Source organism: Alishewanella aestuarii B11 (genome assembly GCF_000280055.1).
GTDB classification, from domain to species: Bacteria; Pseudomonadota; Gammaproteobacteria; order Enterobacterales; family Alteromonadaceae; genus Alishewanella; species Alishewanella aestuarii.
Genome location: NZ_ALAB01000007.1, coordinates 18,356 through 41,024 on the forward strand (window position 1 = coordinate 18,356; position 22,669 = coordinate 41,024).

Consider the following 22,669-nt stretch of genomic DNA (forward strand, 5'->3'; position numbering starts at 1 on the left):
TGATGCTGAATAGCGGATTTTTGTTAAGGTTCTGTATTGTAACACTATTTTATTTTGGCCTTAGTTTTGCTTAGTTTGGCATTGTCGGTGCTAATAGCGCCAAAACAACAATAATTCAGGAGTTTTTTATGTTTTCTGCTGCCGCCGTGCAAAAATTACTTATCGTTACTGCTGCCACCCTGGCATTATCTGGCTGTGTGGTTGCCATTGGTGATAAAACCGAAACCTCATCGGAAAGTGGCTGGCGTAAAACCCAGCAATTTAATCTGCAAACCATTAATCAACTGGCCTTGGGCGTGAGCAGTGAAGAGGTGCGCAATATGCTGGGGGCGCCGGATTTCACCGAGCTGTTTCAAAAAGATGGCCAGCAGGTGCAAGTTTTGTTTTATCGCACTCATCACCGGCATAGCGATGGTAAAACCACCAAAGACGAATGTACGCCTTTGGTGTTTAAAGATAACCGTTTAAGCGGTTGGGGTGATAAGGCTTATCAATATCTGTAAGTGGTCTATTAGGGCGAGCTTTCTCACCGGGCGGATTTAGCTTAATGCAGTAAGGTATTAAGCTCATCGATGACGTCTGACCAATCGGAATCGGCGCGCCAGGCTTCGCGTAAAAAGCTGGCCTGAGCGCGGTTCCAGAACGGCGCATCGGCCAGCTCCATCCCGGCGCTAAGTTTATGCCGCCGCACAAACGCCTGGATCTGTTCCGGGCTGTTTTCTAAACCCAGCTGGGCAAACAGGGTGCTCAGAGTGTGTTTACTGGTATCCATGGTGCTCCTCCGTTTTGGCTTTCGCTTTAAAAAGTATAGCTGAGTTTGTGCTAATGAAATCGTGCTTGGCAAGCTCAGAGGCGACTGCTATTGTGAATAAAAAAACAACAATAACAGGTGAGCGATGTTAGCCCAGGTCAGTCATATCGAACCCAGTCAATTAAAGGCCGCGCTATTAGGCGGTGAAGATCTTAAACTTGCCGCCTCGGTGCTGTACCAGTCTTATCACGATGATCCGCTTTTTATGGAAATCTTTCGCGCGGCAGAGCGGGAATATGAGGCACGGCTGCGCTCGGCGATCCGGGAAGAGCTCAGCACCTTTTGGCAGGCCGGGCAGCCGATTATTGGTTTGTTTCAGGGCGAACAACTGCTGGGCGTCGCCTGTGTGGTTGGCCCTGACTCCGGTATTGGCAGCAGCCGGCTTTGGCATTGGCGTCTGAAGATGTTGCTGACTGCGGGCCTACTGTCTACCCGCCAGATGCTAAATAAAGAAGAGAAAATTCATGCCGCGATGCCGGCTAAACGCTATCATATGCTGGCCTTTATTGCCGTGGTGCCAAAGTATCAGCATGCGGGTCTGGGGCATTACTTACTGGAGGCGGTTGACAGTCTGGTAGATGAAGATCCATCGTCTGCCGGCATCGGGGTTTTCGTGACCTTGCAAAAATATCAGGCGTTTTTTGCCGATGATCATTATCAACACGTCACGACACTGAGCTTTAATACCGTGCAGGGCAGTCTGATGTTCCGGTCACGGCAACAACATTAAGCGGGAGGCGATGCAGAAATTGTCAGAGCAACCATTCCAACGTTTTCAGGATTTTTACCCATTTTATCTGCGGGAGCATGCTAATCCGATCTGCCGGGCCTTGCACTATATTGGCAGTAGCCTGGTGTTACTGGTGCTGGCATGGGTGATATTAAGCCAGCAGTGGCTCTGGCTTTGGAGCCTGCCGCTAATCGGCTATGGCTTTGCCTGGCTGGGTCATTTTGGCTTTGAACATAACAGGCCGGCTACCTTTAAGTATCCGTTTTATAGTCTGGCCGCCGATTGGGTGATGTATAAAGACTTTCTTACCGGGCAACTGGAGCGCAAACTCAAGGCCGCGCTGGCGCAGGCATAGGGTGTGGCACCGGATCAGGATGGGATCCGGTGGGGCGGCAGGTTAAAGGCTGCCAGATGCAAGCCACTTAAAACCAATTCAGCCTGATACCGGCTTTCGCCGTCAGCGCTAAAATCGACCTGATAGCAGGTGACAAAGCGCTGGCGTTGGCCGATTTTGCGAAAGCGATAGCAACTGCGACCACATTCCAGATACTGTAATTGATGCTGACGGCATAATTGGCGCGCTAACAGGATGGCGCGTTCGTCCTGTTTACGTTGCAACCAAAAGCCGTAACCGATAGTGATAACAATAAGTAAAAGTATAATACTGGTCATGAATACCTCTGTCCGGGGTAAAGCATAATGCTGGCGGTGCTGGCTTTTTACAAGGCTTTGGCTGCGACCCGGGCTGTTATTTGCTAAACTGCCAGCCCTGATTAGCCGCAGTCTGACCGCAAAAGGATGCTATGTCCCGGCAACAACTCCCGCTATTGTTACAGCAACTGGAAACTGAACTCAGAGCCGCAGCGCTATGGTCGGCCCAGCCGCCGGCGCCAGACGCGCTTACCAGTACCGCCCCTTTTTGCTGCGATACACTGCCTTTAGAGCAGTGGTTACAGTTTATCCTGATCCCAAGGCTTAATGCGTTGTTAGATGGCAAGCTGCCACTACCCACTAAGGTCGCGATCCTGCCGCTGGCAGAACTTGTTTATGCAGAGCGTGCTCAGCAGCTGGGCGTTTTACTCAGCGTAATCGGGGAGATTGATCAGTGTCTGAATCAAGCCTGAGTCCGGTGCCAGCCGCTACCGAACCGCTACTGACCATTCTGTATCAGGATCAGTACCTGGTGGCGGTGGATAAGCCCAGTGGCATGCTGGTACACCGCTCTTTTTTAGATAAACATGAAACCCGTTTTGTGCTGCAAAGCCTGCGCGATCAGCTGGGGTGTCATGTGTATCCGGTGCACCGGCTGGATCGACCAACCTCCGGCGTACTGGTGTTTGCGTTATCACCGGAGGTCGCGCGGCTACTCAGCCAGCAAATTGAAGCCGGTCAATGGCGCAAAGGCTATCTGGCAATAGTTCGGGGTGTGGTGAAAACGGCCGGTACCCTGGATTATCCGTTAAAGGAGCAGCTGGATGCGATTGCTGATAAAAAGGCCCGCAGTGATAAAGCGGCGCAAATTGCATTAACCCGCTATTTACCGCTGCAGCAGGTTGAGCTGCCGTTTGCGGTGAGTCGTTATCCTACCAGCCGCTATAGTTTAGTGGCGCTGCAGCCGTTAACCGGCCGTAAGCATCAGCTGCGCCGTCATCTGGCGCATTTGCGCCATCCGATTGTCGGCGATACCAGCCATGGCGATGGCAAACACAACGCGTTTTTCCGCCAGCAATTTGATAGTGACCGCTTACTGCTTTGCGCTGTTATGTTGCAGCTGCCGCATCCGGTCAGCGGCGTAACGCTGCAGTTACAGGCTGGTCTGGCGGAGCTGGCTGCCTTGTGCCGGCAATTTGGCTGGCCGGATAACATCGCGTATTATCAACAGGTTTTTCAGCAATTTTTGGAGTAGGGTAGCATGCAAAAAATCGCCATTATGGTCGGTAGTGTGTACGGTGGCGCCGAGTATGTGGCCGAGCAGGCCGTGGAATTATTGTCAAAAAAAGGCTATCAGGCCAGGTGGTTTCAGCCCGCAGAGCTGGATGCCGTGCAGACCTTTGCGGCCGATTGCTGGTTAGTGATTACTTCGACCACCGGGCAGGGCGATATTCCGGATAATCTGTTTCCATTTTATGCCGACTGCCGCGATCGTTTTCCATTATTAACCGGCAAGCAGTTTGCGGTAATTGGTCTGGGTGACAGCAGCTATGGTGATACCTTCTGTGCTGCTGGCCGCCAGTGGTTTGAGCTGTTGACCGAACTGCAAGGCAGCCCGAAAGCCGAGATGCTGGAAATCGACGCCGGCGAAACCCTGCAGGCGGAAGATGTCGCCTTACCCTGGTTAGCCGCTAATTTCTAACAGTATTTATAGCAGTACTATTTAGACGTATTTTTTAGCAGTACTTGTCCAGCTTACGATAGCTGCGCGCGCCCGGTGCCTGTAAGGCCGGGTCGTGTAGCTCGCTTAAGCGCTCACACCAGAGCGCGGTGGCGCCACAGACCGCAGCCGGCATCACCAGCAAATTCAGCACGGGCACCATACTACAGAGCGCAACCGCGCTGCCAAAAGACAGGCTCAGTAGGGGTTGCTGACGCATATTTTTACGCAGTTCAATAAAGGCCACCTGATGGTTATCGTAGGGATAATCCAGATACTGCAGGCTATAAAACCAGGCACTGCAGAAAAACCACACTAGGGTACCAACCACCGGAATAAACCAGCACAGGATAAACAGGACCACCAACCGAGGCAGCACATAACAGAGCTTTTGCCATTCCCGGCCCAGTGTGCGGCCCGCCTGCTGCAGAAATTGTTGCCAGTTGTTGTGCAGTGGTTTGCCGGTAAGCAGGGCTTCGGTTTTTTCACTCAGCAGGCCATTAAAGGGCGCGGCGATAAAATTGGCTAGCATGGTAAAGCTATAGGCAAAACTCAGTAGCAGTGACATGATACCCAGCGGGATCAGCAAATACTCCAGCCAGTGTAGCCAGGCCGGCAGCGCACTTTGCACCGCTGTAATCAGTTGCCGCAGTAATTGCCACAGCCAATAAAAGGCGATGCTAAACAGCACGATATTAATTAACAGTGGGATCAGCACAAAACGCTTTAAGCCTTTTTGCTTTAATAGCAGTAAGCCTTTTAAAAAAAAGCCCATACACAGCCTCCCCTGATGTTGAAATCGGAGTATAGCCTGCAGTTCGGTCAGCGCCGAGCAGGAAAGCGTAACAAGCTATGTCAGGGGAAAGGCAGGAGCCCGAATCAGGCTCCTGTTGATACTGCTAGCGCGGGGCAAAGGTCACTAATAACCACAGCACCGTCATACCGATGGTAAAGATCACATATTCCAGCCGCTGCTCAAAGCGCTTTTCAGGATCCTCGCTGCTCGACGGAAAAACGATTAACACAGCGCAAATCAGCGCTGCCAGTAATAACAGCAGCTGCAGTGTAAACCACAGCGCCGGGCAAAGTACTGCTAACCAATTTGCCATTTTAGTTACTCTTCAATACTGCGCAGCAGGGCATTGATGCCGACTTTGGCGCGGGTTTGGGCATCGACTTTCTTCACGATAATGGCGGCATACAGGCTGTGGCTGCCATCTTTAGCTGGAATAGTACCTGGTACCACTACGGCGCCGGCAGGTACCCGGCCATAGCTGATTTCGCCGGTTTCGCGATCGTAAATCCGCGTGCTCTGGCTGATGTAGACGCCCATTGACAGCACAGCGCCTTCTTCCACAATCACGCCTTCCACCACTTCAGAGCGGGCACCAATAAAACAGTGATCTTCGATAATGGTTGGATTCGCCTGCAGTGGCTCTAATACGCCACCGATACCAACACCACCAGAGAGGTGCACATTTTTACCAATTTGGGCACAGCTACCGACGGTGGCCCAGGTATCCACCATGGAACCTTCGCCGACATAGGCGCCAATATTGACGTATGAAGGCATTACCACCACATTTTTGCCGATATAGCTGCCGCGACGCACTGCGGCTGGCGGTACAATTCTTACGCCATCAGCGCGAAACTGCGCATCGGTGTAGCCGGCATATTTCATCGGTACTTTGTCGAAGAAGCGGTTTTCGGCACCGTCCATTACTTCGTTATCATTGATCCGGAATGACAGTAACACTGCCTTTTTCAGCCATTGATGGACCACCCACTCGCCGGCAATTTTCTCGGCGACACGGGCGCTGCCGTTGTCCAGCATGCTTAGCACCTGCTCCACCGCCTGTTTGACTTCGGCGCTGACTGTTTTCGGCGTAATGTCGGCACGCTGTTCAAATGCGGTTTCAATAATGCTTTTTAAATCAGACATTCGTTACTTAACCTTCTGTTTGCTGTGAGAGTTGTGCAATCAGGCTGCGTTTTAACTCGCTTTGCTGCTCGGCGGTTAATGCATCATCTGCTGCGTTGGATATTAAGAAAAAGTCTTCGGCACGCTCGCCGATAGTGGTAATTTTTGCGGCATGGATATTGACCCCGCATTGCTGAAACACCTGGCCAAGATCGCAAAGCAGGCCTGGCGTATCCAGCGCGGCGATTTCCAGCATGGTGCGGTGTTTGGTATTACCGGGTAAAAACACCACCTTGGGTGGCACACTAAACTGGCGCATCTGGCGTGATAGCCGCGGTTTTTGCCGCGACAGATCCGGTTTGCCAGCAATAAACTGCTCCAGCGCTTTCTTGATACTTTGCTGGCGGCTGGGCGAGGTCACTGCTTCCCCGTTTTGCTCCAGTACCACAAAGGTATCCATGGCAAAGCCATCTTTATTGGTCATAATCTGGGCGTCGTAAATATTTACCTTTTTACTGTCTAAAGCCGCCACCATCCGCGCAAACAGGCCAGCCTGGTCGCGGGTATAAACAAACACCTGGGTGCCGCCTTTAATCGGCGCCTTACTGACCAGCACCAGGGGTTCATTGGGATCTTTGTGCCGCAGAATATGTTCGGTATGCCAGACAATTTGCTTCGGGCTGTAACGGGCAAAATAATCGGCTTTGATCCGGCTCCACAACTGTAGGATCTCACTTTCGATAAAGCTTTGTTTTATCAGCAGCGGCAGGGCTTCGGCCTGGTTTTCACGGATCAGATCGCGCAGATCCATCGGTTTTTCCAAACCGCGGCGGAAGGCTTTCTGGGTCGCTAAAAACAGTTCGCGTAACAGTGAGCCTTTCCAGTCGTTCCACAAATTATCATTGGTGGCGCGGATGTCAGCTAGGGTCAGGCAATACAAATAATTGAGCCGGGTTTCATCGCGCACCTTTTCGGCAAATTCGGCCACCACCTGCGGGTCATGAATATCGCGGCGCTGTGCCGTCACCGACATTAACAGATGGTTTTCGACTAACCAGGCAATCAGCTTGCTGTCAAAGTCACTGAGTTTATGCAGCTTGGCAAACTCGCGCACATCCATGGCGCCCAGTTCGGAGTGATCGCCGCCGCGGCCTTTAGCAATATCGTGGAAGATGCCGGCGAGGTACAGCAGCTCCGGTTTCTCCATTTTTTTGACAATATCGGAGCAGAGCGGAAATTCGCTGTCATGCTCTGGCAAGCTGTACTTATACAGGTTTTTTAACAGCCGGTGCGTATGTTCATCCACGGTGTAGGCATGAAACAAGTCAAACTGCATCTGGCCTTCGATATTACGCCACTGTGGCAGATAAGCGGCCAGAATGCCGTAGCGGTGCATCAGGGTAATGGCTTTGTCCATGCCGCGCGGGTGGCGCAGTAGTGCCAGAAACAACTGGCGACAGGCTTCATAATCCTGCAGGTCACCCATCAAACGCCGCCGCACCTGGCGGATAAGCCGGATGGTCGTCGAGTGTACGCCGGTAATATTGGAGTTATTGGCAATATGCCAGAATAGCCGCAGTAAATTATCGCGTTTGGCAAAGACCGCATTATCACTGGCTTTAATCAGATGGCCATGTAATTCAAAGTAATCGTCCAGTTGACTGACTTTAACTTTTTGCTGCGAATTCAGAATGCTGCCTTCAAAGTGTTGTAACAGCATTTCGTTCAGTTCGCTAACCCGCTGTACGGTGCGGAAAAACCGCTTCATCATCCGCTCGACCGAGGCCTTACCATCGGCACCAAAACCCAGCCGTTCGGCGGCAGCTGGCTGATAATCGAACAGGATCCTGTTTTCGTTACGGCCAGCTTCCAGATGCAGTGCAAAACGCATTTGCCACAGATAAGCTTCACACTCCATCAATTCCTGATATTCATCTTCCGTCAGGTACTGATAGGCCACCAGCTCGCGCATGGTACGGGTATTAAAGTGTTTCTTGGCAACCCAACCGATGGTCTGGATATCACGCAGTCCGCCCGGGTTGGCTTTCAGATTCGGTTCCAGGTTATAGGCGGTGCCATGATACTGGGCATGGCGCTGTTGCTGTTCATGTCGTTTCGCCTGAAAAAACGCCTGACTGGTCCAGAAACTCTCACTCATCGCGGCTTCGTGCAACTCGTTAAACAGTTGCTTATTGCCAGTGAGCAGTCGCATTTCCAGCAAATTGGTGGCAATGGTAATGTCTTCTTTGCCCAGACTCAGGGTTTCTTTTAGGGTGCGGACACTGTGGCCGACTTCCAGCCGCAGATCCCACAGCAGTGTAATAAAGCGGCCGATGGCTTCGTGCTGCGCGCTGCCGGGCCTTTTTTCGACCAGCAGTAATAAATCGATATCGGAATAGGGATGCAGCTCGCCACGGCCATAACCGCCAACGGCCAGCAGGCTGATACTTTTATCTTTTGCCAGATCGCAATATTGCCACAGCTGCAGCAGTACTTCGTCGACAAAGCGGGCGCGGGCTTTGACCAGCGCATTAATTGGCTGGCTGTGAAAGGCGCGGGCCTGAAATTCCTGAAACTCAGCGAAGTGCTTTTTATAGGCATCCAGGGAGTACCGCTCGGGCAGGGGGCGGTTAAAACTTAAGACCTGACTCAAGAGGAACTCCTTCTGCTGTGTATTGTTAGGTTACTCTGCGGTAACAATCCGCTCGATGGTGTCATCGCTGCGTAGCGTTAAAATTTCGCAACCAGTATCGGTGACCAGAATGGTATGTTCAAACTGGGCGGATAAACTGCGATCCTTGGTAACGACTGTCCAGCCATCTTTTAACAGCTTGCTGTGACGGGCACCGGCATTAATCATCGGTTCGATGGTTAAACACATGCCGCTTTTTAACACCTCACCGGTTCCCGGCTTGCCATAGTGCAGTACCTGAGGTTCCTCATGGAACACGGCGCCGATACCATGGCCACAGTATTCACGTACTATCGAATAGCTATGTTTTTCGGCATGTTGTTGGATCACATGGCCAATATCACCCAAACGGGCGCCGTCTTTGACTTTTTTGATACCCAGGTACATGGCTTCCTGGGTGATACGAATTAAGCGCTCAGCCAGAATGCTCGGTTTGCCCACCACAAACATCTTAGAGGTATCGCCGTGATAGCCATCTTTTATCACGGTGATATCGATATTGATAATATCGCCGTCTTTTAGCACCTTGTCGCCAGGGATACCGTGACAGATCACATGGTTCACTGAGGTACAGATGGATTTTGGAAAACCGTGGTAGTTCAATGGTGCCGGTACAGCCTGCTGCACATTGACAATATAGTCATGGCAGATGGTATTCAGCTCATCGGTAGTGACACCGGCTTTGACATGGGGTTCGATCATTTCCAGCACTTCGGCGGCCAAACGACCTGCAATGCGCATTTTTTCTATTTCGGCCGGAGTTTTAATCGGTGCTGTCATGCTTGTTCTCTCTAACTTATTGTGCGGCTATCGCCGTGCATCTTGAAATCCATTGGCGCTAAACTGCTGTTTATTTGCCCATCAGATTGTATTTAATACGGCATTATGGTATAAAGCGCGCCGCAATTTCGCAAATGACATTGTACCCTAACTTAGCGCCGGAGTGCTGTAGCTTTACAGAATTTCTGGTTATAAGTGAGTCGTTTTTGACGTTAGCAAACTGCAAAACACTTAATTAAACAACACACATGCATCGACACGTATTCCGGGGTGCCTGGTGAAAACCGGGTCGGCATATGGGATGCATGGAGGCCTAACCCCTAAACAGGAAAATTATCATGGCAAAAGTTTCAATGCGCGACATGCTCCAGGCGGGCGTACACTTCGGTCACCAAACCCGTTACTGGAACCCAAAAATGAAGCCATTCATTTTCGGCGCCCGTAACCGTGTACATATCATCAACCTGGAACAAACTGTTCCAATGATGAATGACGCCCTGGCTTTCATTCAGCAAGTATCAGCGAAAAAGGGCAAGATCCTGTTCGTAGGTACCAAGCGCGCTGCCTCAGAAGCGATCAAAGAAGCCGCAGTTAAAGTTGACCAGTTCTACGTAAACCACCGCTGGTTAGGTGGTATGCTGACTAACTGGAAAACTGTTCGTCAGTCAATCAAGCGTTTAAAAGACCTGGAAGCACAAAGCCAGGACGGTACTTTCGACAAGCTGACCAAGAAAGAAGCTTTAGACCGTACCCGTGAGATGGACAAGCTGGAAAAGAGCTTAGGCGGTATCAAAGAGATGGGCGGCTTACCGGACGTACTGTTCGTTATCGACGCTGACCACGAGCATATCGCGATCAAAGAAGCCAACAACCTGGGTATTCCGGTAGTAGCTATTGTAGATACTAACTCAGATCCTAAAGGTGTTGACTACGTAATCCCTGGTAACGACGACGCTATCCGCGCTATCCAGTTATATCTGGGCGCTGTTGGCCAGGCGATCCAGGAAGGTCGTGACAAAACCATCGAAGTCCAGGCTGAAGCCGAAGCCTTCGTTGAAGCAGAATAATTATTCTGTCATCAGCCGGGTGTAAGCTCGGCTGAGATTCAGGATCACTTTGCAACAGGGGCGTCTCGCCCCTGTTTGTCTGAACTAAATTACGAGGAAGCTCCCATGGCTGTAACTGCCGCATTAGTAAAAGAATTACGCGAGCGCACTGGCGCTGGCATGATGGATTGTAAAAAAGCGCTGGAAGAAACCGCAGGTGATATCGAAGCGGCAATCGACGCCATGCGTAAAAGCGGTTTAGCCAAGGCGGCTAAAAAAGCTGGCCGTATCGCTGCTGAAGGCGTGGTATTAACCCGCGTTGCTAACGGTGTTGGTCTGGCGATTGAATTTAACTGCGAAACTGACTTCGTAGCACGTGACACCAGCTTCCTGGCCTTTGCCAATAGCGTTGCTGATCTGGCCCAGGCTCAGAACATCGACAACGTTGAAGCGCTGTTAGCCGCGGATCTGAACGGTACTTCTGTGGAAGATACCCGCGCTACTCTGGTAGCCAAAATCGGTGAAAACATCAACGTACGTCGCATTGCCAAAGTTGAAGGCGCGGTGATTGGTCAGTATATCCACTCCGGCCGCATTGGTGTATTAGCTGTGCTGGAAGGCGGTAACGAAGATATCGCTAAAGATGTGGCAATGCACGTTGCAGCGAATAACCCAGGTTATGTTAACCCGGAAGACGTATCTGCCGAAGTGGTAGAGCGTGAGCGTCAAATCCAGGTTGAAATCGCAGTTAACTCAGGCAAGCCACAAGAAATCGCTGAGAAAATGGTTGCCGGTCGGATGACCAAGTTCACTGGCGAAGTCAGCTTAACTGGCCAGCCATTCGTGAAAGATCCGTCAATCACTACTGGCGAATTCCTGAAGCAAAACGGCGCGAAAGCCATTTCTTTCATTCGTCTGGAAGTAGGCGAAGGTATTGAGAAGAAAGAAGAAGACTTCGCAGCTGAAGTTGCGGCTCAGATCGCTGCTGCTAAGAAGTAATTTGCGCTTTAGCAAATGGCGTAAAACCGCTAAAATAACCGCGACCTAAGTCGCGGTTTTTTTTTGCCCGGCTCGCATACACCCAAAAACCTCGCAGATCCGGGTAGCCAACACCCCGCATCTGCAGGGTTAAAGGGTATAACTGCATAACAACACCAACAGCACTAGGGGTAACCATGAGTATCAATCCAAAACCAATGTATCGGCGCATCCTGTTAAAACTCAGTGGCGAGGCCCTGATGGGGGATGAAGGCTTTGGTATCGATCCTAAGGTGTTGGATCGGATGGCTCAGGAAATCAAAGAATTAGTCGAACTGGGCGTGCAGGTAGGTATCGTCATAGGTGGCGGTAATATCTTTCGTGGCGAAGGTTTAGCCAAAGCCGGTATGAACCGTGTCGTCGGCGACCATATGGGCATGTTGGCTACTGTAATGAACGGCCTGGCGATGCGTGATGCCCTGCACCGGGCTTATGTCAACGCGCGGATGATGAGCGCCATCCCATTAAACGGCGTCTGTGATGCCTATAGCTGGGCTGAGGCCATCAGTTTATTAAAATCGGGCCGGGTAGTCATTTTCTCCGCCGGTACCGGTAACCCGTTCTTTACTACGGATTCAGCTGCCTGTTTACGCGGTATCGAGATTGAAGCCGATGCAGTTTTAAAAGCCACCAAGGTGGACGGCGTTTATTCTGCGGATCCGGTAAAGGATCCTGCCGCGACGCTATACAGCCAACTGACCTATAACGAGGTATTGGATAAAGAACTGAAGGTCATGGATCTGGCGGCCTTTACTCTGGCTCGTGACCATAATCTGCAAATCCGCGTCTTTAATATGAACAAACCTGGCGCGCTGAAGCGGGTGATTATGGGTGAGGCCGAAGGCACAACCATCGACCATCAGGAAAATTTACAGTAAACTAGCCGGCCTAATGGCGCCGTTGGCGCCACAGCTGGATCAATAAAAGGATAACGATCGTGATTAACGACATTATTGCTGATGCAAAAGTCCGGATGGATAAAAGCGTTGAAGCGCTGAAAAGCCAACTTACTAAGGTTCGCACTGGCCGGGCCCACCCCAGCTTGCTGGACGGTATTCAAGTGTCGTACTACGGTGCCGACACCCCGTTACGCCAGGTTGCTAACGTGTCGATTGAAGACTCTCGTACGCTGGCGATCACCGTATTTGATAAAAGCCTGACCCAGGCGGTAGAAAAAGCCATTATGGCCTCGAATCTGGGATTAAATCCGATGTCAGCCGGTACTGTGATCCGGGTGCCATTACCACCGCTGACCGAGGAGCGTCGTAAAGATCTGGTCAAGCTGGTACGTGGCGAAGCGGAAGGCGGCCGGGTTGCTGTGCGTAATATTCGTCGTGATGCCAATGCTGACTTTAAAGCCTTACTGAAAGATAAAGAAATCAGTGAAGATGATGAGCGTAAAGCTGCAGATGAAATTCAAAAGCTGACCGATATCTTTGTAAAGAAAATCGATGAAGTGTTAGCGGAAAAAGAGCGGGAGCTGATGGAAGTCTGATTGTAGACTTCTGTTGCTACTGTTCGGTTGAATACTTAAAAAAGCGCCGTGCCAGTTTTACTTCGCGGCGCTTTTTGTTAAGCGCAAGCTGAACTCTGCAACGGGAACAGCTGACTAAGCGGTTTATGGCACTATTCTTACACAGGTTTTACGGATGACGGCAGTACCCCAGCTGAAACAGCAAAATTTGCCACAACATGTGGCCATTATCATGGATGGCAATGGACGCTGGGCCGAGCGGCAAGGTAAGCCGCGGGTCTGGGGCCATAAAAAAGGTGTGGAAGCGGTGCGGCGTAGTGTTAGTTTTTGCCGTGAGTTGGGCATCCAGTCGCTGACGTTATTTGCTTTTAGCAGTGAAAACTGGCGGCGGCCAGAAGACGAAGTCAGTACGCTGATGCAGCTGTTTTTAATGGTGCTGCAGAAAGAAGTCAAAGCCCTGCACAAGCATAATATCCGGTTAAAAATAATTGGTGATTTATCGGCATTTAGCGATAAGCTGGTACAAAGTATCCGCAAGGCAGAGCAATTGACGGCGGCAAATACCGCCATGACGCTGAATATTGCGGCTAATTATGGTGGGCGCTGGGATATCGTCGCAGCCAGCCGGAAATTGGCGGAGCAGGTACAAAGCGGCACTTTGCAGCCAGCACAGATTAATGAGCAGCTACTGGGTAGCCAGATGCAAATGGCGGAGCAACCGGAGCTGGATCTATTGATCCGTACCGGTGGCGATTTACGCATCAGTAACTTTTTGCTGTGGCAGGCCGCTTACGCGGAGCTGTGGTTTACCGAAACCTTATGGCCGGATTTTGATCAGCAGGTATTCTCTGAAGCCATTGCCGCCTATATCAACCGGGAGCGCCGCTTTGGCTGTACCGGTGCCCAGATCCGTGAGCTTGCCGCTATCAATAATAATAAAGGATAAGCATATTGTTTAAACAACGTCTGATAACAGCCCTGATCCTGGCGCCACTGGCGCTGGCAGCGGTATTTTATCTGCCCCTGTATTTATTTGCTGCCGTGTTGTCTGCAGCCTTTTTACTCGGTGCCTGGGAATGGAGTGGTTTTTGTGGCCTGGCCAATAAACGCAGCCGGGCACTGTATGTGGTATTAACCGCCGCGCTAATGGCCTTGTTCTATGCCGTAACGCCACTCGATCCCAACCAACAGGTGTTACATAACTTGCCGTTATTTTCAATTTTAATGCTTGGCGCCGCCTGGTGGTTACTGGCCATTGTGCTGGTATTAACCTTTCCGGCTAGTCAGCGGCTGTGGGCCAGCAGTGATTGGCGTCGCGCACTGATGGGCTGGTGCACCTTGTTGCCGGCCTGGGCTGCACTGTTATATATCCGCGGTCTTGGTTACGAGCAGTCCTCTTTCTATGGTGCCTGGCTGATTTTCGCGTTACTGGGTCTGGTATGGGCCGCCGATATCGGTGGCTATCTGGTCGGTAAGCCCTTTGGTAAAACTAAGTTGTTGCCTAAAGTCAGCCCCGGTAAAACGCTGGAAGGTATGCTTGGCGGTCTTGGTTTTGTACTCTTGGTGCTGACGGCGTTACTGGTCTGGCGTGACTGGCCAGGCGTAAGCTGGCACTGGTATCTGGCTGCTATAGCGCTAACGGTATTGTCGGTATTTGGCGATCTGAGTGAGAGTATGTTTAAACGGGTGGCGGGTAAAAAGGACAGCGGTGCTTTTTTACCGGGACACGGTGGAATTTTGGATCGTATCGACAGCTTAACCGCCACAGCACCCCTGTATGCGTTACTGCTGGCGTTTCTGGGTAACCAATTTTTATGAAGCAGTTGGTGATCCTTGGCGCAACCGGCTCTATCGGCTGCAGTACCTTATCGGTGGTCGCAGCGCATCCGGATAAGTTTCAGGTGCTGGCTCTAACGGCATCGACCGCAGTCGATAAGCTGTTCGAACAGTGTCTGGCAGTAAAACCGCGTTATGCAGCTATGCAAGATAGTAAGGCTGCGGCTGAGCTCAAGTTCCGCTTGCAACAAGCCGGGCTGACAACAGAAGTGTTATCGGGTACCGCCGGTTTAACGGTACTGGCGGCGCATCCGGACGCGGATATCGTGATGGCCGCTATTGTCGGTGCGGCCGGCTTGCTTCCAACCCTGGCGGCAGTTGAAGCCGGCAAAAAGGTTTTGCTGGCCAATAAAGAAGCGCTGGTGATGAGCGGTGGCCTCTTTATGGCCAAGGTGGCGCAGCATGGCGCAACCTTGCTGCCAATTGACAGCGAACATAATGCGATTTTTCAATGCTTACCTCCGGCACTGCAACAAGCGGCCAGCCAGGGTCAGTTAGCTGAGCATGGTATTAGCCGTTTGCTGCTTACCGGCAGTGGCGGCCCTTTTTTAACCCGGCCGTTGGACAGTTTTGCTGCGATTACGCCGGCGGAAGCGGTAGCGCATCCGAACTGGAGTATGGGGCAGAAAATTTCAGTTGATAGTGCCACCATGATGAACAAGGGGCTGGAGTTTATTGAAGCGCGCTGGCTATTCAACTGTGTGCCGCAAGATATCCAGGTGGTGATCCACCCGCAAAGCATTATTCACTCTATGGTGCAGTACAGTGACGGCTCAGTGCTGGCGCAGCTGGGACAACCGGATATGCGCACTCCTATCGCACATGCTCTGGCCTATCCACAGCGGATCAGTAGTCCGGTCCCGGCTTTGGACTTTAGTAAGTTGGCGGCCTTTACCTTTACCGAACCCGAGCCGGCGCGTTATCCCAATCTGTATCTGGCAATCGATGCCTGTGCCGCCGGACAGGGGGCGACCACAGCGCTGAATGCCGCCAATGAAGAAGCGGTAGCGGCTTTCTTACAGGGGCAGTTGGCCTTTAACCGCATTAGTGAGGTTAACCAGCGCTGTCTGACAGAATTTGCGCACTATGACGCGCAGTGTCTGGATGCTATATTGGAGGTTGATCAACAAAGCCGTGCCTTTGCCCGTGCGCTAATAGGAAAGTTCTGATGTCTGCGTTGTTGTGGAACCTGCTCAGTTTTGTCGTTGCCCTCGGTGTATTGGTTACCGTACATGAGTTCGGTCATTTTTGGGTGGCACGCAAAAACGGTGTACTGGTAAAACGTTTTTCGATTGGTTTTGGCAAATCGTTATTTAGCTGGCGCGATCGTCAGGGTACTGAATTTGTGATAGCGGCTATTCCGCTGGGCGGCTATGTGCGGATGCTGGACGAGCGGATTGATCCGGTATTGCCGCAATTTCGGGATCTGGCGTTTAATCATAAGACAGTGCGGCAACGGATGGCGATTATCGCTGCCGGACCAGGCGCTAACTTTATTTTTGCGATCTTTCTGTTGTGGTTGATGTATCTGATTGGCGTACCGGAAGTGAAACCGGTATTGGCAGGCGCAGCGCCGCAGTCTATCGCTTATCAGGCCGGGGTAAGACCGGATGAACAAATCCTGGCGATTAATGGCCGGCCAGTACGGGATATCCGCAGCGCCAATCTGTTACTGGTTGAGCAGTTGGGGCGGCCGCAAATCCGCTTGCAACTGCAGCAGCGCCAGACGCTGGCTGAGCGCGAACTGGTATTAGATACCCGCAACTGGCAATTTAACCCTGACCAACAATCGGTGTTTCAAAGTCTTGGCTTAAAGATGCTGTTGCCGGAGGCGACAACAACGCTGGCGCAGATCGCACCTGATTCTGCCGCCGAGCGCGCCGGTCTGCAGGCTGGCGATACAGTATTGGCTATTGATGGTGAGACCATTAGCGAATGGTCGCAGCTGGAGCAACGGATCCGCAATAGCGCGGAGCGCGAGTTAGTGTTACAGATCAGCCGTGCCGGCGAGTTACTGGAATTGCGGGCTGTACCGCAATTAACCACAGCGGCAGATGGCTTTAGTCAGGGCCTGTTAGGGGTAGTACCTCAGGTATCACCCTGGCCGGAAGGGCTGCTCTATACCCAACGTTATGGCATACTGGCCGCCATTGGCGAGGGTATAGCCCAAACCTGGCAGTTGACGCGCTTAAGCTTTGCGATGATTGGCAAGCTACTTACCGGCGATGTGTCGGTTAAGCATCTGAGCGGTCCTATTTCAATCGCGCAGGGGGCGGGTACTACGGCCAGTATTGGTTTGATTGCTTTTCTGTCCTTTATGGCACTTATTAGTGTCAACCTGGCGGTTATCAATTTATTGCCGCTGCCTATTTTGGATGGCGGCCATTTAATGTATCTTGTGGTGGAACTAATACGCGGTAAACCTGTCTCTGAGAGAGCGCAGGAAATAGGTTTTCGCTTCGGTGCTTTAGTCCTGCTGATGTTAATGGGAATTGCGCTGCTCAACGATATTTCTCGTTTGTAATAAACTAATCATAAGTAGTTCAAATAATGACAATTAAGCGATTAGTAGCTGCGATCTTGCTTGCTACAGGCAGCCACTCAGTGTTTGCTGAAGAATCTTTTACGGTACAGGACATTCAGGTCGAAGGTCTGCAACGCGTTGCCTTGGGTGCGGCGCTAAATAATTTGCCTTTTACCATCGGTGACACCGTCAGCGACTATACCCTGTCCCGCAGTATCCGCACGCTTTACAGTGCGGGTCACTTTGATGATATCCGGGTATTTCGTGATGGTAACACCGTCATTTACCGTCTGCGTGAACGGCCTACTATCAATAATATCGAGTTCAAAGGGAACAAAGATATTAAGGATGAACAGCTAACAGAAAGCTTAACCGGCAACCGTATCATAGTGGGTGAGCCACTGGATAAGACGATTCTGCGTAATATCGAGAATGGTTTAACCGAGTTTTACCATGGCGTCGGTAAGTATCAGGCCAAGGTTGAAGTTAAGGTGAATTACCTGCCGCGAAACCGGGTAAATCTGACTTTCGAGTTTGAAGAAGGTGATGCGGCCTCAGTACGGCAGATTAATATCGTCGGTAACAATATTTTCAGTAATGAAGAGTTGTTAAGCGTTGTTGAATCGAAGCAGGATATGCCCTGGTGGCGGTTCTGGACTTCCGACCGCTATCAAAAACAAACGCTGCAGGGCGATATCGAAAAAATTAACAGCTACTACCTGGATCGTGGTTATCTGCGCTTTGGCGTAGAATCGTCTCAGGTCGCTGTCAGCCCCGATAAAACTTCAGTCTATGTCACACTCAACGTTACCGAAGGCGAGCAGTACAATATCAGTGATATTAACTTTGTCGGTGATTTGATTGGTCAGGAAGAAATTATCCGCGCCATAGTGCCGTTACAAAAAGGCCAACTGTATAACGGTGCCTTGGTCACCTTTACTGAAGAGAATATTGCCCGCGTGCTGGCGCGCTTTGGTTATGCGAATTCGCGGGTCCGTACGATCCCGAATATCAATGACGATACCAAAGAAGTCGCCTTGACCATCAGTGTCGATCCGGGCAAGCGGGTCTATGTCAGACGGATCGATGTTAAAGGTAACGCCAGCACTAAAGATGAAGTTATTCGCCGTGAACTGCGGCAGATGGAAGGTGCCTGGTTATCAAATGATGCGCTGGAGTTATCAAAAGAGCGGATCCAACGCCTGATGTATATCGAAAAAGTGGATTTTGCCACCACTCCGGTCCCCGGTGTTGATGACTTAGTCGATATCGGCTTTACCATTAAAGAACAGCCATCAGGTAGTTTTAATGCCGGTATCTCTTACGGTAGTTTCCAGGGGTTGTCGTTCCAGATCGGTGTGGAGCAAAACAACTTCTTTGGTTCGGGTAATGCTGCTGGTATTAGTTTAAGCACTAACAAATACCAGAAGGGTGTCAGTTTATCTTTTACGGACCCGTATTTTACGCTGGATGGTGTCAGCCTGGGTGGCCAGTTATTCTATTCTGATCTCGACTACACCCGTGCCTCGTCTAACCTTGAAGCTTATAATCAACGTCGCTATGGCGTAGGTGCTAATATCGGTTATCCAATCAACGAATATAACCGCTTAAACTTTGGCGGTAATATTACGGTGAATAAGATTAATTCGATTAATGAATATGATCAGTTACGGCATTTCCGGGCCGTGTTAATTGATGCCCGTAATCCTGACGGCGGTTATAACTTCACTAACTATGAACTCAGCGCGGGCTGGTTGCATAGTACGTTAAACCGTGGTTTGTTCCCCACGGCCGGCCGTATGGTAAGTTTAACTTTACGCGCTACCACGCCAAACTCAGATATTCAGTACTACAAAACATTGTTTGAGGCGCAGCAATATATTCCGCTAAGCCGCGATCATCAGTGGTCATTCCGCAGTAAGCTCGAGCTGGGCTATGGTAATGGTTATGGTAGCAAGAATGGCTATGACTTCACGCTGCCATTTACTGAGAATTTCTACGGTGGTGGTCAGAATATCCGTGGCTTTGAAAGCCGGATTATCGGTCCGCGAGCTATTTTCCGCTCCGCAACCTTTGTACCTGGGGTACCGGATCCTATTGGTGGTGGCAGCAGCTTCCCAACTGATCCGCAAAACGACACTTATAATGTGTCGACCCGGTCAATTGGTGGCAATGCGATGGCGATGTTAACACTGGAGTTAATTACGCCGACGCCATTTTTGAAAGAGGAAAATCGCAATTCAGTACGTACCAGTATTTTCATCGACGCTGGTAATGTCTGGGATACAGAATTTGATATTAATCGCTATGCCAATTTGGTACAGTTGCGTAGTGAAAACAGCCGTGAGCCTTTGCTTGTGGATTATTCTGATCCTAGTCTGATCCGCGCCACGGCGGGGGTTTCGGTACAATGGATTTCGCCAATGGGCCCTCTCACCTTCAGCCTGGCGAAGATCATCAAAAAGTACGAAGGCGATTTACAAGAAAACTTTAGTTTCAATATCGGTACAACATTCTAAAACATGACGGGAATCAAGATGTTTAACAGTAATTTATTTAAGTCTGCAGTCTTCGTAGTCGCGACAATGTTAGCTGCTGGCAGCCTGCAAGCAAAAGAAGTAAAAATCGGTTTCGTTGATGTACAGGCGGTTGCCGCCAGCATCCCGCAATCACAGCAAGTACAGGAAACTATCCGCACTGAATTCGCCGCGCGGATTGAACAAGTTAACAAGCTGGAACGTGATATCAATTTCAATATGGAAAAGGCGCGTCGTGACGGCCCAACCATGAGCGAAAAGCAACAGCAAGAACTGGCAGAAGCTATCAACAAGCAGCGTCAGCAATACGAAGAACTGGCCCGCCCATTGGATGAGCAAATTCGTCAGCGTCAGAACGAAGAGCGCAATCGTATTCTGGGTCTGATCAAAACCGCTATTGATGCTGTCGCTGAGCGCGAGAAATTCGATGTGGTATTAAACGCCAATGCTGCGGTGTATGCGAAACCAGAATATGACCTGTCTGAAAAAGTTATTCAGCAGGTTGGCAGAGCGAACTAAACTGTGATTTTATTATCTGTCTTAGCTGAAAAGCTGAACGCAGAGCTGATTGGAAACGCCGCTTGCGGCGTTTCTGCTGTTGCGTCCCTGGAAAATGCCGCAGCAGGTGAACTCAGTTTTCTGTCAAATAGTAAGTATCGTCCTTTTCTGTCCGAAACCAATGCCACTGCGGTTTTGATAAAAGCCGATGATGTGCCCTTTGTTGCGCCTGGCGTTAATGTGTTAGTGGTTGCCGATCCGTACGTTGCCTTTGCTAAGGCGGCGCAGTTATTGGATACCACGCCGGCCAGCGCGCAAACAGGTATTCACCCGACGGCCGTTATCGACCCCAGTGCCCACATTGCTGCTGATGCCGCCATCGGTGCCAAGGCCGTGATCTCAGCACAGGCGGTCATTGGTGCCGGTGCGCAGATTGGTGCCGGTTGCTTTATCGGTGAAGGGGCCGAGATTGGTGCCGCGACCAAAGTGTGGGCCAATGTTGCTATCTATCATCGTGTTAAGATTGGCCAGCGTTGCGTGATCCAAAGTGGTGCCGTGATCGGTGCCGATGGCTTTGGTTTTGCCAATGAACGTGGCCGCTGGCTAAAAATTCCACAGACCGGTTCGGTTCGGATCGGTGATGATTGTGAAATTGGCGCCAACACCTGTATCGACCGTGGCGCTATTGAAGATACGCTAATTGGCAATAATGTGATTATCGATAACCTCTGCCAAATTGCCCATAACGTGAAGATTGGTGACCATACAGCTATCGCTGGTTGTACCACTGTTGCCGGCAGTACTACTATCGGCCGATACTGTATAATAGGCGGCGCTGCCGTCATTAACGGTCATATTGAAATTTGTGATGGTGCCCAGGTTTCCGGTATGGCGATGTTAATGAAACCGGTAACAGAAAAAGGCGTCTATACTTCAGGTTTACCAGCCACGACCAATGCCGAATGGCGTCGTAACACGGCGAAATTACGGCAGATTGATCAGCTGTATCAGCGGGTTAAACAACTAGAAAAACAATTTGCAGCCAGTGGTGAAGACGCCCCTGCTGCCACAGAGGATTAATTTTGGCTAATCAACTTAATAGCCTGGATATTCAGGAAATTATGGCATTGTTGCCGCATCGTTATCCGTTTTTGTTAATTGATAAAGTGCTGGATTATACGCCGGGTGAAAGTCTGACCGCGGTGAAAAATGTCACCATGAATGAGCCGGTATTTACCGGGCATTTCCCGGGGATGCCAATTTTCCCGGGCGTACTGATTCTGGAAGCCCTGGCGCAAGCTACCGGTATTCTGGGTTTTAAAACCGTCACAGAGCGTAGCGACAACGAGCTGTATTTGTTTGCGGCCATTGATGAAGCGCGCTTTAAAAAGCCGGTAGTACCAGGTGATACCATGATCCTGGAAGTGAAGTTCCTTAAGGAGCGGCGGAACATGTGGAAATTCTATGGCGAAGCCAAGGTCGACGGCCAGGTAGTGTGCTGCGCTGAACTGATGTGTGCCAGAAGAGAGATGTAACGTGATCCATGCTACCGCGGTAATTGAAGCAAGCGCTAAAATTGGTCAGAACGTAAAAGTTGGCCCCTTTTGTTATGTCGGCCATGATGTCGAACTGGGTGATGACTGTGTATTAGAATCGCATGTCGCCATCAAAGGACCGTCAAAGATTGGTAAAGGTAATCACTTTTATCAATTTGCCAGTATTGGTGAAGCCTGTCAGGATAAAAAATATAAGGGTGAGCCAACGGAGTTAGTGATTGGCGACTATAACGTATTCCGTGAGGGCTGTTCGGTGCACCGCGGTACAGTGCAGGATAAAGGCCAGACCATCATCGGAAGCCATAACCTGTTTATGAATACCACCCATGTCGCGCATGACTGTGTGATTGGCAGTCATGTTATTTTTGCCAGTGGCGCGCAGGCGGCCGGTCATGTGCATATTGGTGATTGGGCGATCTTAGGCGGTATGACTGGGGTGCATCAGTTTGTGCATATCGGTGCCCATAGTTTCTGCGGTGGCGGCTCTATTGTGCTGAAAGATGTGCCGCCATACCTGATGGTGCATGGTTCACCTTGTGTGCCGGCAGGCATGAATACCGAAGGTTTAAAGCGCCGCGGTTTTAACGCTGACGTGCTGTTAGAACTGCGTCGGGCTTATAAAGAGGTTTATCGTAAAGGCCAGACGGTGCCAGAAGCGCTGGCGGCATTAGCTGATAAAGCGGAACAGGTACCCGAGTTAAAAGTCTTTACCGATTTTATCGCCAATGCCAGCCGTGGTATTGTGCGTTAACGCTTACTGTAGCTTAGAAAGCGCGCTTTAATGGCGCGTTTTTTATTTGAAGGTTTAACTCGCCGTCACGAGCCGTTAAGATAGCAAACCTTTCTAAGAATAAT

The 22,669-nt window shown here is 50.6% G+C and carries 26 protein-coding genes; 19 read left to right on the forward strand and 7 right to left on the reverse strand.

Going from position 1 to position 22,669, the window contains the following annotated elements; genetic code table 11:
• Positions 1–128: 128 nt before the first annotated feature.
• Positions 129–503, forward strand: a complete 375-nt coding sequence (locus tag AEST_RS04530) for a DUF3192 domain-containing protein (RefSeq protein WP_008607377.1) — start codon at positions 129–131, stop codon at positions 501–503.
• 41 nt (positions 504–544) lie between these two features.
• Here the strand turns inward: AEST_RS04530 and AEST_RS04535 are convergent, their stop codons facing one another.
• A complete protein-coding gene (locus tag AEST_RS04535) occupies positions 545–772 on the reverse strand; it encodes a DUF2789 domain-containing protein (protein ID WP_008607378.1) in 228 nt (75 codons plus the stop codon).
• A gap of 124 nt (positions 773–896) precedes the next feature.
• On the opposite strand from AEST_RS04535, the gene AEST_RS04540 reads away from it, so the two are divergent.
• Positions 897–1,541, forward strand: coding sequence for a GNAT family N-acetyltransferase (locus tag AEST_RS04540; RefSeq protein WP_008607379.1), 645 nt, complete (start codon positions 897–899; stop codon positions 1,539–1,541).
• A 10-nt stretch (positions 1,542–1,551) separates the two neighbouring features.
• Entirely contained in the window at positions 1,552–1,896 is a 345-nt protein-coding gene (locus AEST_RS04545) for an Mpo1-like protein (protein ID WP_008607381.1), read from the forward strand.
• A gap of 14 nt (positions 1,897–1,910) precedes the next feature.
• On the opposite strand, the gene AEST_RS04550 is transcribed toward AEST_RS04545, so the two are convergent.
• On the reverse strand, positions 1,911–2,213 hold the full coding sequence (locus AEST_RS04550) for a DUF3301 domain-containing protein (protein WP_008607383.1): 303 nt from the start codon (positions 2,211–2,213) through the stop codon (positions 1,911–1,913).
• Positions 2,214–2,344: 131 nt separating this feature from the next.
• On the opposite strand from AEST_RS04550, the gene AEST_RS04555 reads away from it, so the two are divergent.
• The 3 genes from AEST_RS04555 to AEST_RS04565 are packed head-to-tail and all read left to right on the forward strand — an operon-like array spanning position 2,345 to position 3,894.
• Positions 2,345–2,665: a YqcC family protein gene (locus tag AEST_RS04555; protein WP_008607385.1), complete on the forward strand. Its 321-nt coding sequence runs from the start codon at positions 2,345–2,347 to the stop codon at positions 2,663–2,665.
• A complete protein-coding gene (truC, locus tag AEST_RS04560) occupies positions 2,647–3,447 on the forward strand; it encodes a tRNA pseudouridine(65) synthase TruC (RefSeq protein WP_008607387.1) in 801 nt (266 codons plus the stop codon). The genes AEST_RS04555 and truC overlap by 19 nt, the downstream gene beginning before the upstream one ends.
• Positions 3,448–3,453: 6 nt before the next feature.
• A complete protein-coding gene (locus AEST_RS04565) occupies positions 3,454–3,894 on the forward strand; it encodes a flavodoxin domain-containing protein (RefSeq protein WP_008607389.1) in 441 nt (146 codons plus the stop codon).
• A gap of 34 nt (positions 3,895–3,928) precedes the next feature.
• Here AEST_RS04565 and cysZ read toward each other — a convergent pair whose 3' ends face one another.
• The 5 genes from cysZ to map all read right to left on the reverse strand — a co-directional run bounded on the left by cysZ (position 3,929) and on the right by map (position 9,305).
• Positions 3,929–4,687: a sulfate transporter CysZ gene (gene cysZ / locus AEST_RS04570; RefSeq protein ID WP_008607390.1), complete on the reverse strand. Its 759-nt coding sequence runs from the start codon at positions 4,685–4,687 to the stop codon at positions 3,929–3,931.
• A 124-nt stretch (positions 4,688–4,811) separates the two neighbouring features.
• Positions 4,812–5,021, reverse strand: a complete 210-nt coding sequence (locus tag AEST_RS04575) for a hypothetical protein (RefSeq protein ID WP_008607391.1) — start codon at positions 5,019–5,021, stop codon at positions 4,812–4,814.
• Between the two features lie 5 nt (positions 5,022–5,026).
• Positions 5,027–5,854 (reverse strand): 2,3,4,5-tetrahydropyridine-2,6-dicarboxylate N-succinyltransferase, encoded by an 828-nt coding sequence (gene dapD / locus AEST_RS04580; protein WP_008607392.1) that lies wholly within the window; start codon positions 5,852–5,854, stop codon positions 5,027–5,029.
• Positions 5,855–5,861: 7 nt separating this feature from the next.
• Positions 5,862–8,486 carry a [protein-PII] uridylyltransferase gene (gene glnD / locus AEST_RS04585; protein ID WP_008607393.1) on the reverse strand — a complete coding sequence of 875 codons (2,625 nt, stop codon included), beginning with the start codon at positions 8,484–8,486 and terminating at the stop codon, positions 5,862–5,864.
• 30 nt (positions 8,487–8,516) lie between these two features.
• The gene (map, locus tag AEST_RS04590) at positions 8,517–9,305 is read right to left on the reverse strand and encodes a type I methionyl aminopeptidase (protein WP_008607394.1); all 789 of its coding nucleotides are present in this window, start codon (positions 9,303–9,305) and stop codon (positions 8,517–8,519) included.
• A 338-nt stretch (positions 9,306–9,643) separates the two neighbouring features.
• Here map and rpsB point away from each other — a divergent pair, with 338 nt between their 5' ends.
• The 13 genes from rpsB (at position 9,644) to lpxA (ending at position 22,565) form a co-directional block, all read left to right on the forward strand.
• The gene (gene rpsB / locus AEST_RS04595) at positions 9,644–10,372 is read left to right on the forward strand and encodes a 30S ribosomal protein S2 (RefSeq protein ID WP_008607395.1); all 729 of its coding nucleotides are present in this window, start codon (positions 9,644–9,646) and stop codon (positions 10,370–10,372) included.
• A 105-nt stretch (positions 10,373–10,477) separates the two neighbouring features.
• Positions 10,478–11,350 (forward strand): translation elongation factor Ts, encoded by an 873-nt coding sequence (gene tsf, locus AEST_RS04600; RefSeq protein WP_008607397.1) that lies wholly within the window; start codon positions 10,478–10,480, stop codon positions 11,348–11,350.
• A gap of 176 nt (positions 11,351–11,526) precedes the next feature.
• Complete coding sequence (pyrH, locus tag AEST_RS04610) at positions 11,527–12,267, forward strand: UMP kinase (RefSeq protein WP_008607399.1); 741 nt, start codon at positions 11,527–11,529, stop codon at positions 12,265–12,267.
• Positions 12,268–12,326: 59 nt separating this feature from the next.
• Positions 12,327–12,884 carry a ribosome recycling factor gene (gene frr, locus AEST_RS04615; RefSeq protein WP_008607400.1) on the forward strand — a complete coding sequence of 186 codons (558 nt, stop codon included), beginning with the start codon at positions 12,327–12,329 and terminating at the stop codon, positions 12,882–12,884.
• A gap of 154 nt (positions 12,885–13,038) precedes the next feature.
• Entirely contained in the window at positions 13,039–13,809 is a 771-nt protein-coding gene (uppS, locus tag AEST_RS04620) for a polyprenyl diphosphate synthase (RefSeq protein ID WP_008607401.1), read from the forward strand.
• A 5-nt stretch (positions 13,810–13,814) separates the two neighbouring features.
• Positions 13,815–14,681, forward strand: coding sequence for a phosphatidate cytidylyltransferase (locus tag AEST_RS04625; RefSeq protein WP_008607402.1), 867 nt, complete (start codon positions 13,815–13,817; stop codon positions 14,679–14,681).
• The gene (gene ispC / locus AEST_RS04630) at positions 14,678–15,868 is read left to right on the forward strand and encodes a 1-deoxy-D-xylulose-5-phosphate reductoisomerase (protein WP_008607403.1); all 1,191 of its coding nucleotides are present in this window, start codon (positions 14,678–14,680) and stop codon (positions 15,866–15,868) included. The genes AEST_RS04625 and ispC overlap by 4 nt, the downstream gene beginning before the upstream one ends.
• Positions 15,868–17,223, forward strand: coding sequence for a sigma E protease regulator RseP (rseP, locus tag AEST_RS04635; protein WP_008607404.1), 1,356 nt, complete (start codon positions 15,868–15,870; stop codon positions 17,221–17,223). The genes ispC and rseP overlap by 1 nt, the downstream gene beginning before the upstream one ends.
• Positions 17,224–17,249: 26 nt before the next feature.
• The gene (gene bamA, locus AEST_RS04640; RefSeq protein WP_039925096.1) at positions 17,250–19,742 is read left to right on the forward strand and encodes an outer membrane protein assembly factor BamA; all 2,493 of its coding nucleotides are present in this window, start codon (positions 17,250–17,252) and stop codon (positions 19,740–19,742) included.
• A gap of 18 nt (positions 19,743–19,760) precedes the next feature.
• Complete coding sequence (locus AEST_RS04645) at positions 19,761–20,279, forward strand: OmpH/Skp family outer membrane protein (RefSeq protein WP_008607406.1); 519 nt, start codon at positions 19,761–19,763, stop codon at positions 20,277–20,279.
• A gap of 3 nt (positions 20,280–20,282) precedes the next feature.
• Positions 20,283–21,338 carry a UDP-3-O-(3-hydroxymyristoyl)glucosamine N-acyltransferase gene (gene lpxD, locus AEST_RS04650; protein WP_008607407.1) on the forward strand — a complete coding sequence of 352 codons (1,056 nt, stop codon included), beginning with the start codon at positions 20,283–20,285 and terminating at the stop codon, positions 21,336–21,338.
• A 2-nt stretch (positions 21,339–21,340) separates the two neighbouring features.
• A complete protein-coding gene (gene fabZ / locus AEST_RS04655) occupies positions 21,341–21,793 on the forward strand; it encodes a 3-hydroxyacyl-ACP dehydratase FabZ (RefSeq protein ID WP_008607408.1) in 453 nt (150 codons plus the stop codon).
• Position 21,794: 1 nt separating this feature from the next.
• Positions 21,795–22,565, forward strand: a complete 771-nt coding sequence (lpxA, locus tag AEST_RS04660) for an acyl-ACP--UDP-N-acetylglucosamine O-acyltransferase (protein WP_008607409.1) — start codon at positions 21,795–21,797, stop codon at positions 22,563–22,565.
• Positions 22,566–22,669: the final 104 nt, after the last annotated feature.

Excerpts from the sequence above, each read along its gene's own strand:
- AEST_RS04530 (WP_008607377.1), top strand. The coding sequence starts at position 129 with ATGTTTTCTGCTGCCGCCGTGCAAAAATTACTTATCGTTACTGCTGCC.
- AEST_RS04535 (WP_008607378.1), bottom strand. The coding sequence starts at position 772 with ATGGATACCAGTAAACACACTCTGAGCACCCTGTTTGCCCAGCTGGGT.
- AEST_RS04540 (WP_008607379.1), top strand. The coding sequence starts at position 897 with ATGTTAGCCCAGGTCAGTCATATCGAACCCAGTCAATTAAAGGCCGCG.
- AEST_RS04545 (WP_008607381.1), top strand. The coding sequence starts at position 1,552 with ATGCAGAAATTGTCAGAGCAACCATTCCAACGTTTTCAGGATTTTTAC.
- AEST_RS04550 (WP_008607383.1), bottom strand. The coding sequence starts at position 2,213 with ATGACCAGTATTATACTTTTACTTATTGTTATCACTATCGGTTACGGC.
- AEST_RS04555 (WP_008607385.1), top strand. The coding sequence starts at position 2,345 with ATGTCCCGGCAACAACTCCCGCTATTGTTACAGCAACTGGAAACTGAA.
- AEST_RS04565 (WP_008607389.1), top strand. The coding sequence starts at position 3,454 with ATGCAAAAAATCGCCATTATGGTCGGTAGTGTGTACGGTGGCGCCGAG.
- cysZ (WP_008607390.1), bottom strand. The coding sequence starts at position 4,687 with ATGGGCTTTTTTTTAAAAGGCTTACTGCTATTAAAGCAAAAAGGCTTA.
- AEST_RS04575 (WP_008607391.1), bottom strand. The coding sequence starts at position 5,021 with ATGGCAAATTGGTTAGCAGTACTTTGCCCGGCGCTGTGGTTTACACTG.
- dapD (WP_008607392.1), bottom strand. The coding sequence starts at position 5,854 with ATGTCTGATTTAAAAAGCATTATTGAAACCGCATTTGAACAGCGTGCC.
- map (WP_008607394.1), bottom strand. The coding sequence starts at position 9,305 with ATGACAGCACCGATTAAAACTCCGGCCGAAATAGAAAAAATGCGCATT.
- rpsB (WP_008607395.1), top strand. The coding sequence starts at position 9,644 with ATGGCAAAAGTTTCAATGCGCGACATGCTCCAGGCGGGCGTACACTTC.
- tsf (WP_008607397.1), top strand. The coding sequence starts at position 10,478 with ATGGCTGTAACTGCCGCATTAGTAAAAGAATTACGCGAGCGCACTGGC.
- pyrH (WP_008607399.1), top strand. The coding sequence starts at position 11,527 with ATGAGTATCAATCCAAAACCAATGTATCGGCGCATCCTGTTAAAACTC.
- uppS (WP_008607401.1), top strand. The coding sequence starts at position 13,039 with ATGACGGCAGTACCCCAGCTGAAACAGCAAAATTTGCCACAACATGTG.
- ispC (WP_008607403.1), top strand. The coding sequence starts at position 14,678 with ATGAAGCAGTTGGTGATCCTTGGCGCAACCGGCTCTATCGGCTGCAGT.
- rseP (WP_008607404.1), top strand. The coding sequence starts at position 15,868 with ATGTCTGCGTTGTTGTGGAACCTGCTCAGTTTTGTCGTTGCCCTCGGT.
- bamA (WP_039925096.1), top strand. The coding sequence starts at position 17,250 with ATGACAATTAAGCGATTAGTAGCTGCGATCTTGCTTGCTACAGGCAGC.
- AEST_RS04645 (WP_008607406.1), top strand. The coding sequence starts at position 19,761 with ATGTTTAACAGTAATTTATTTAAGTCTGCAGTCTTCGTAGTCGCGACA.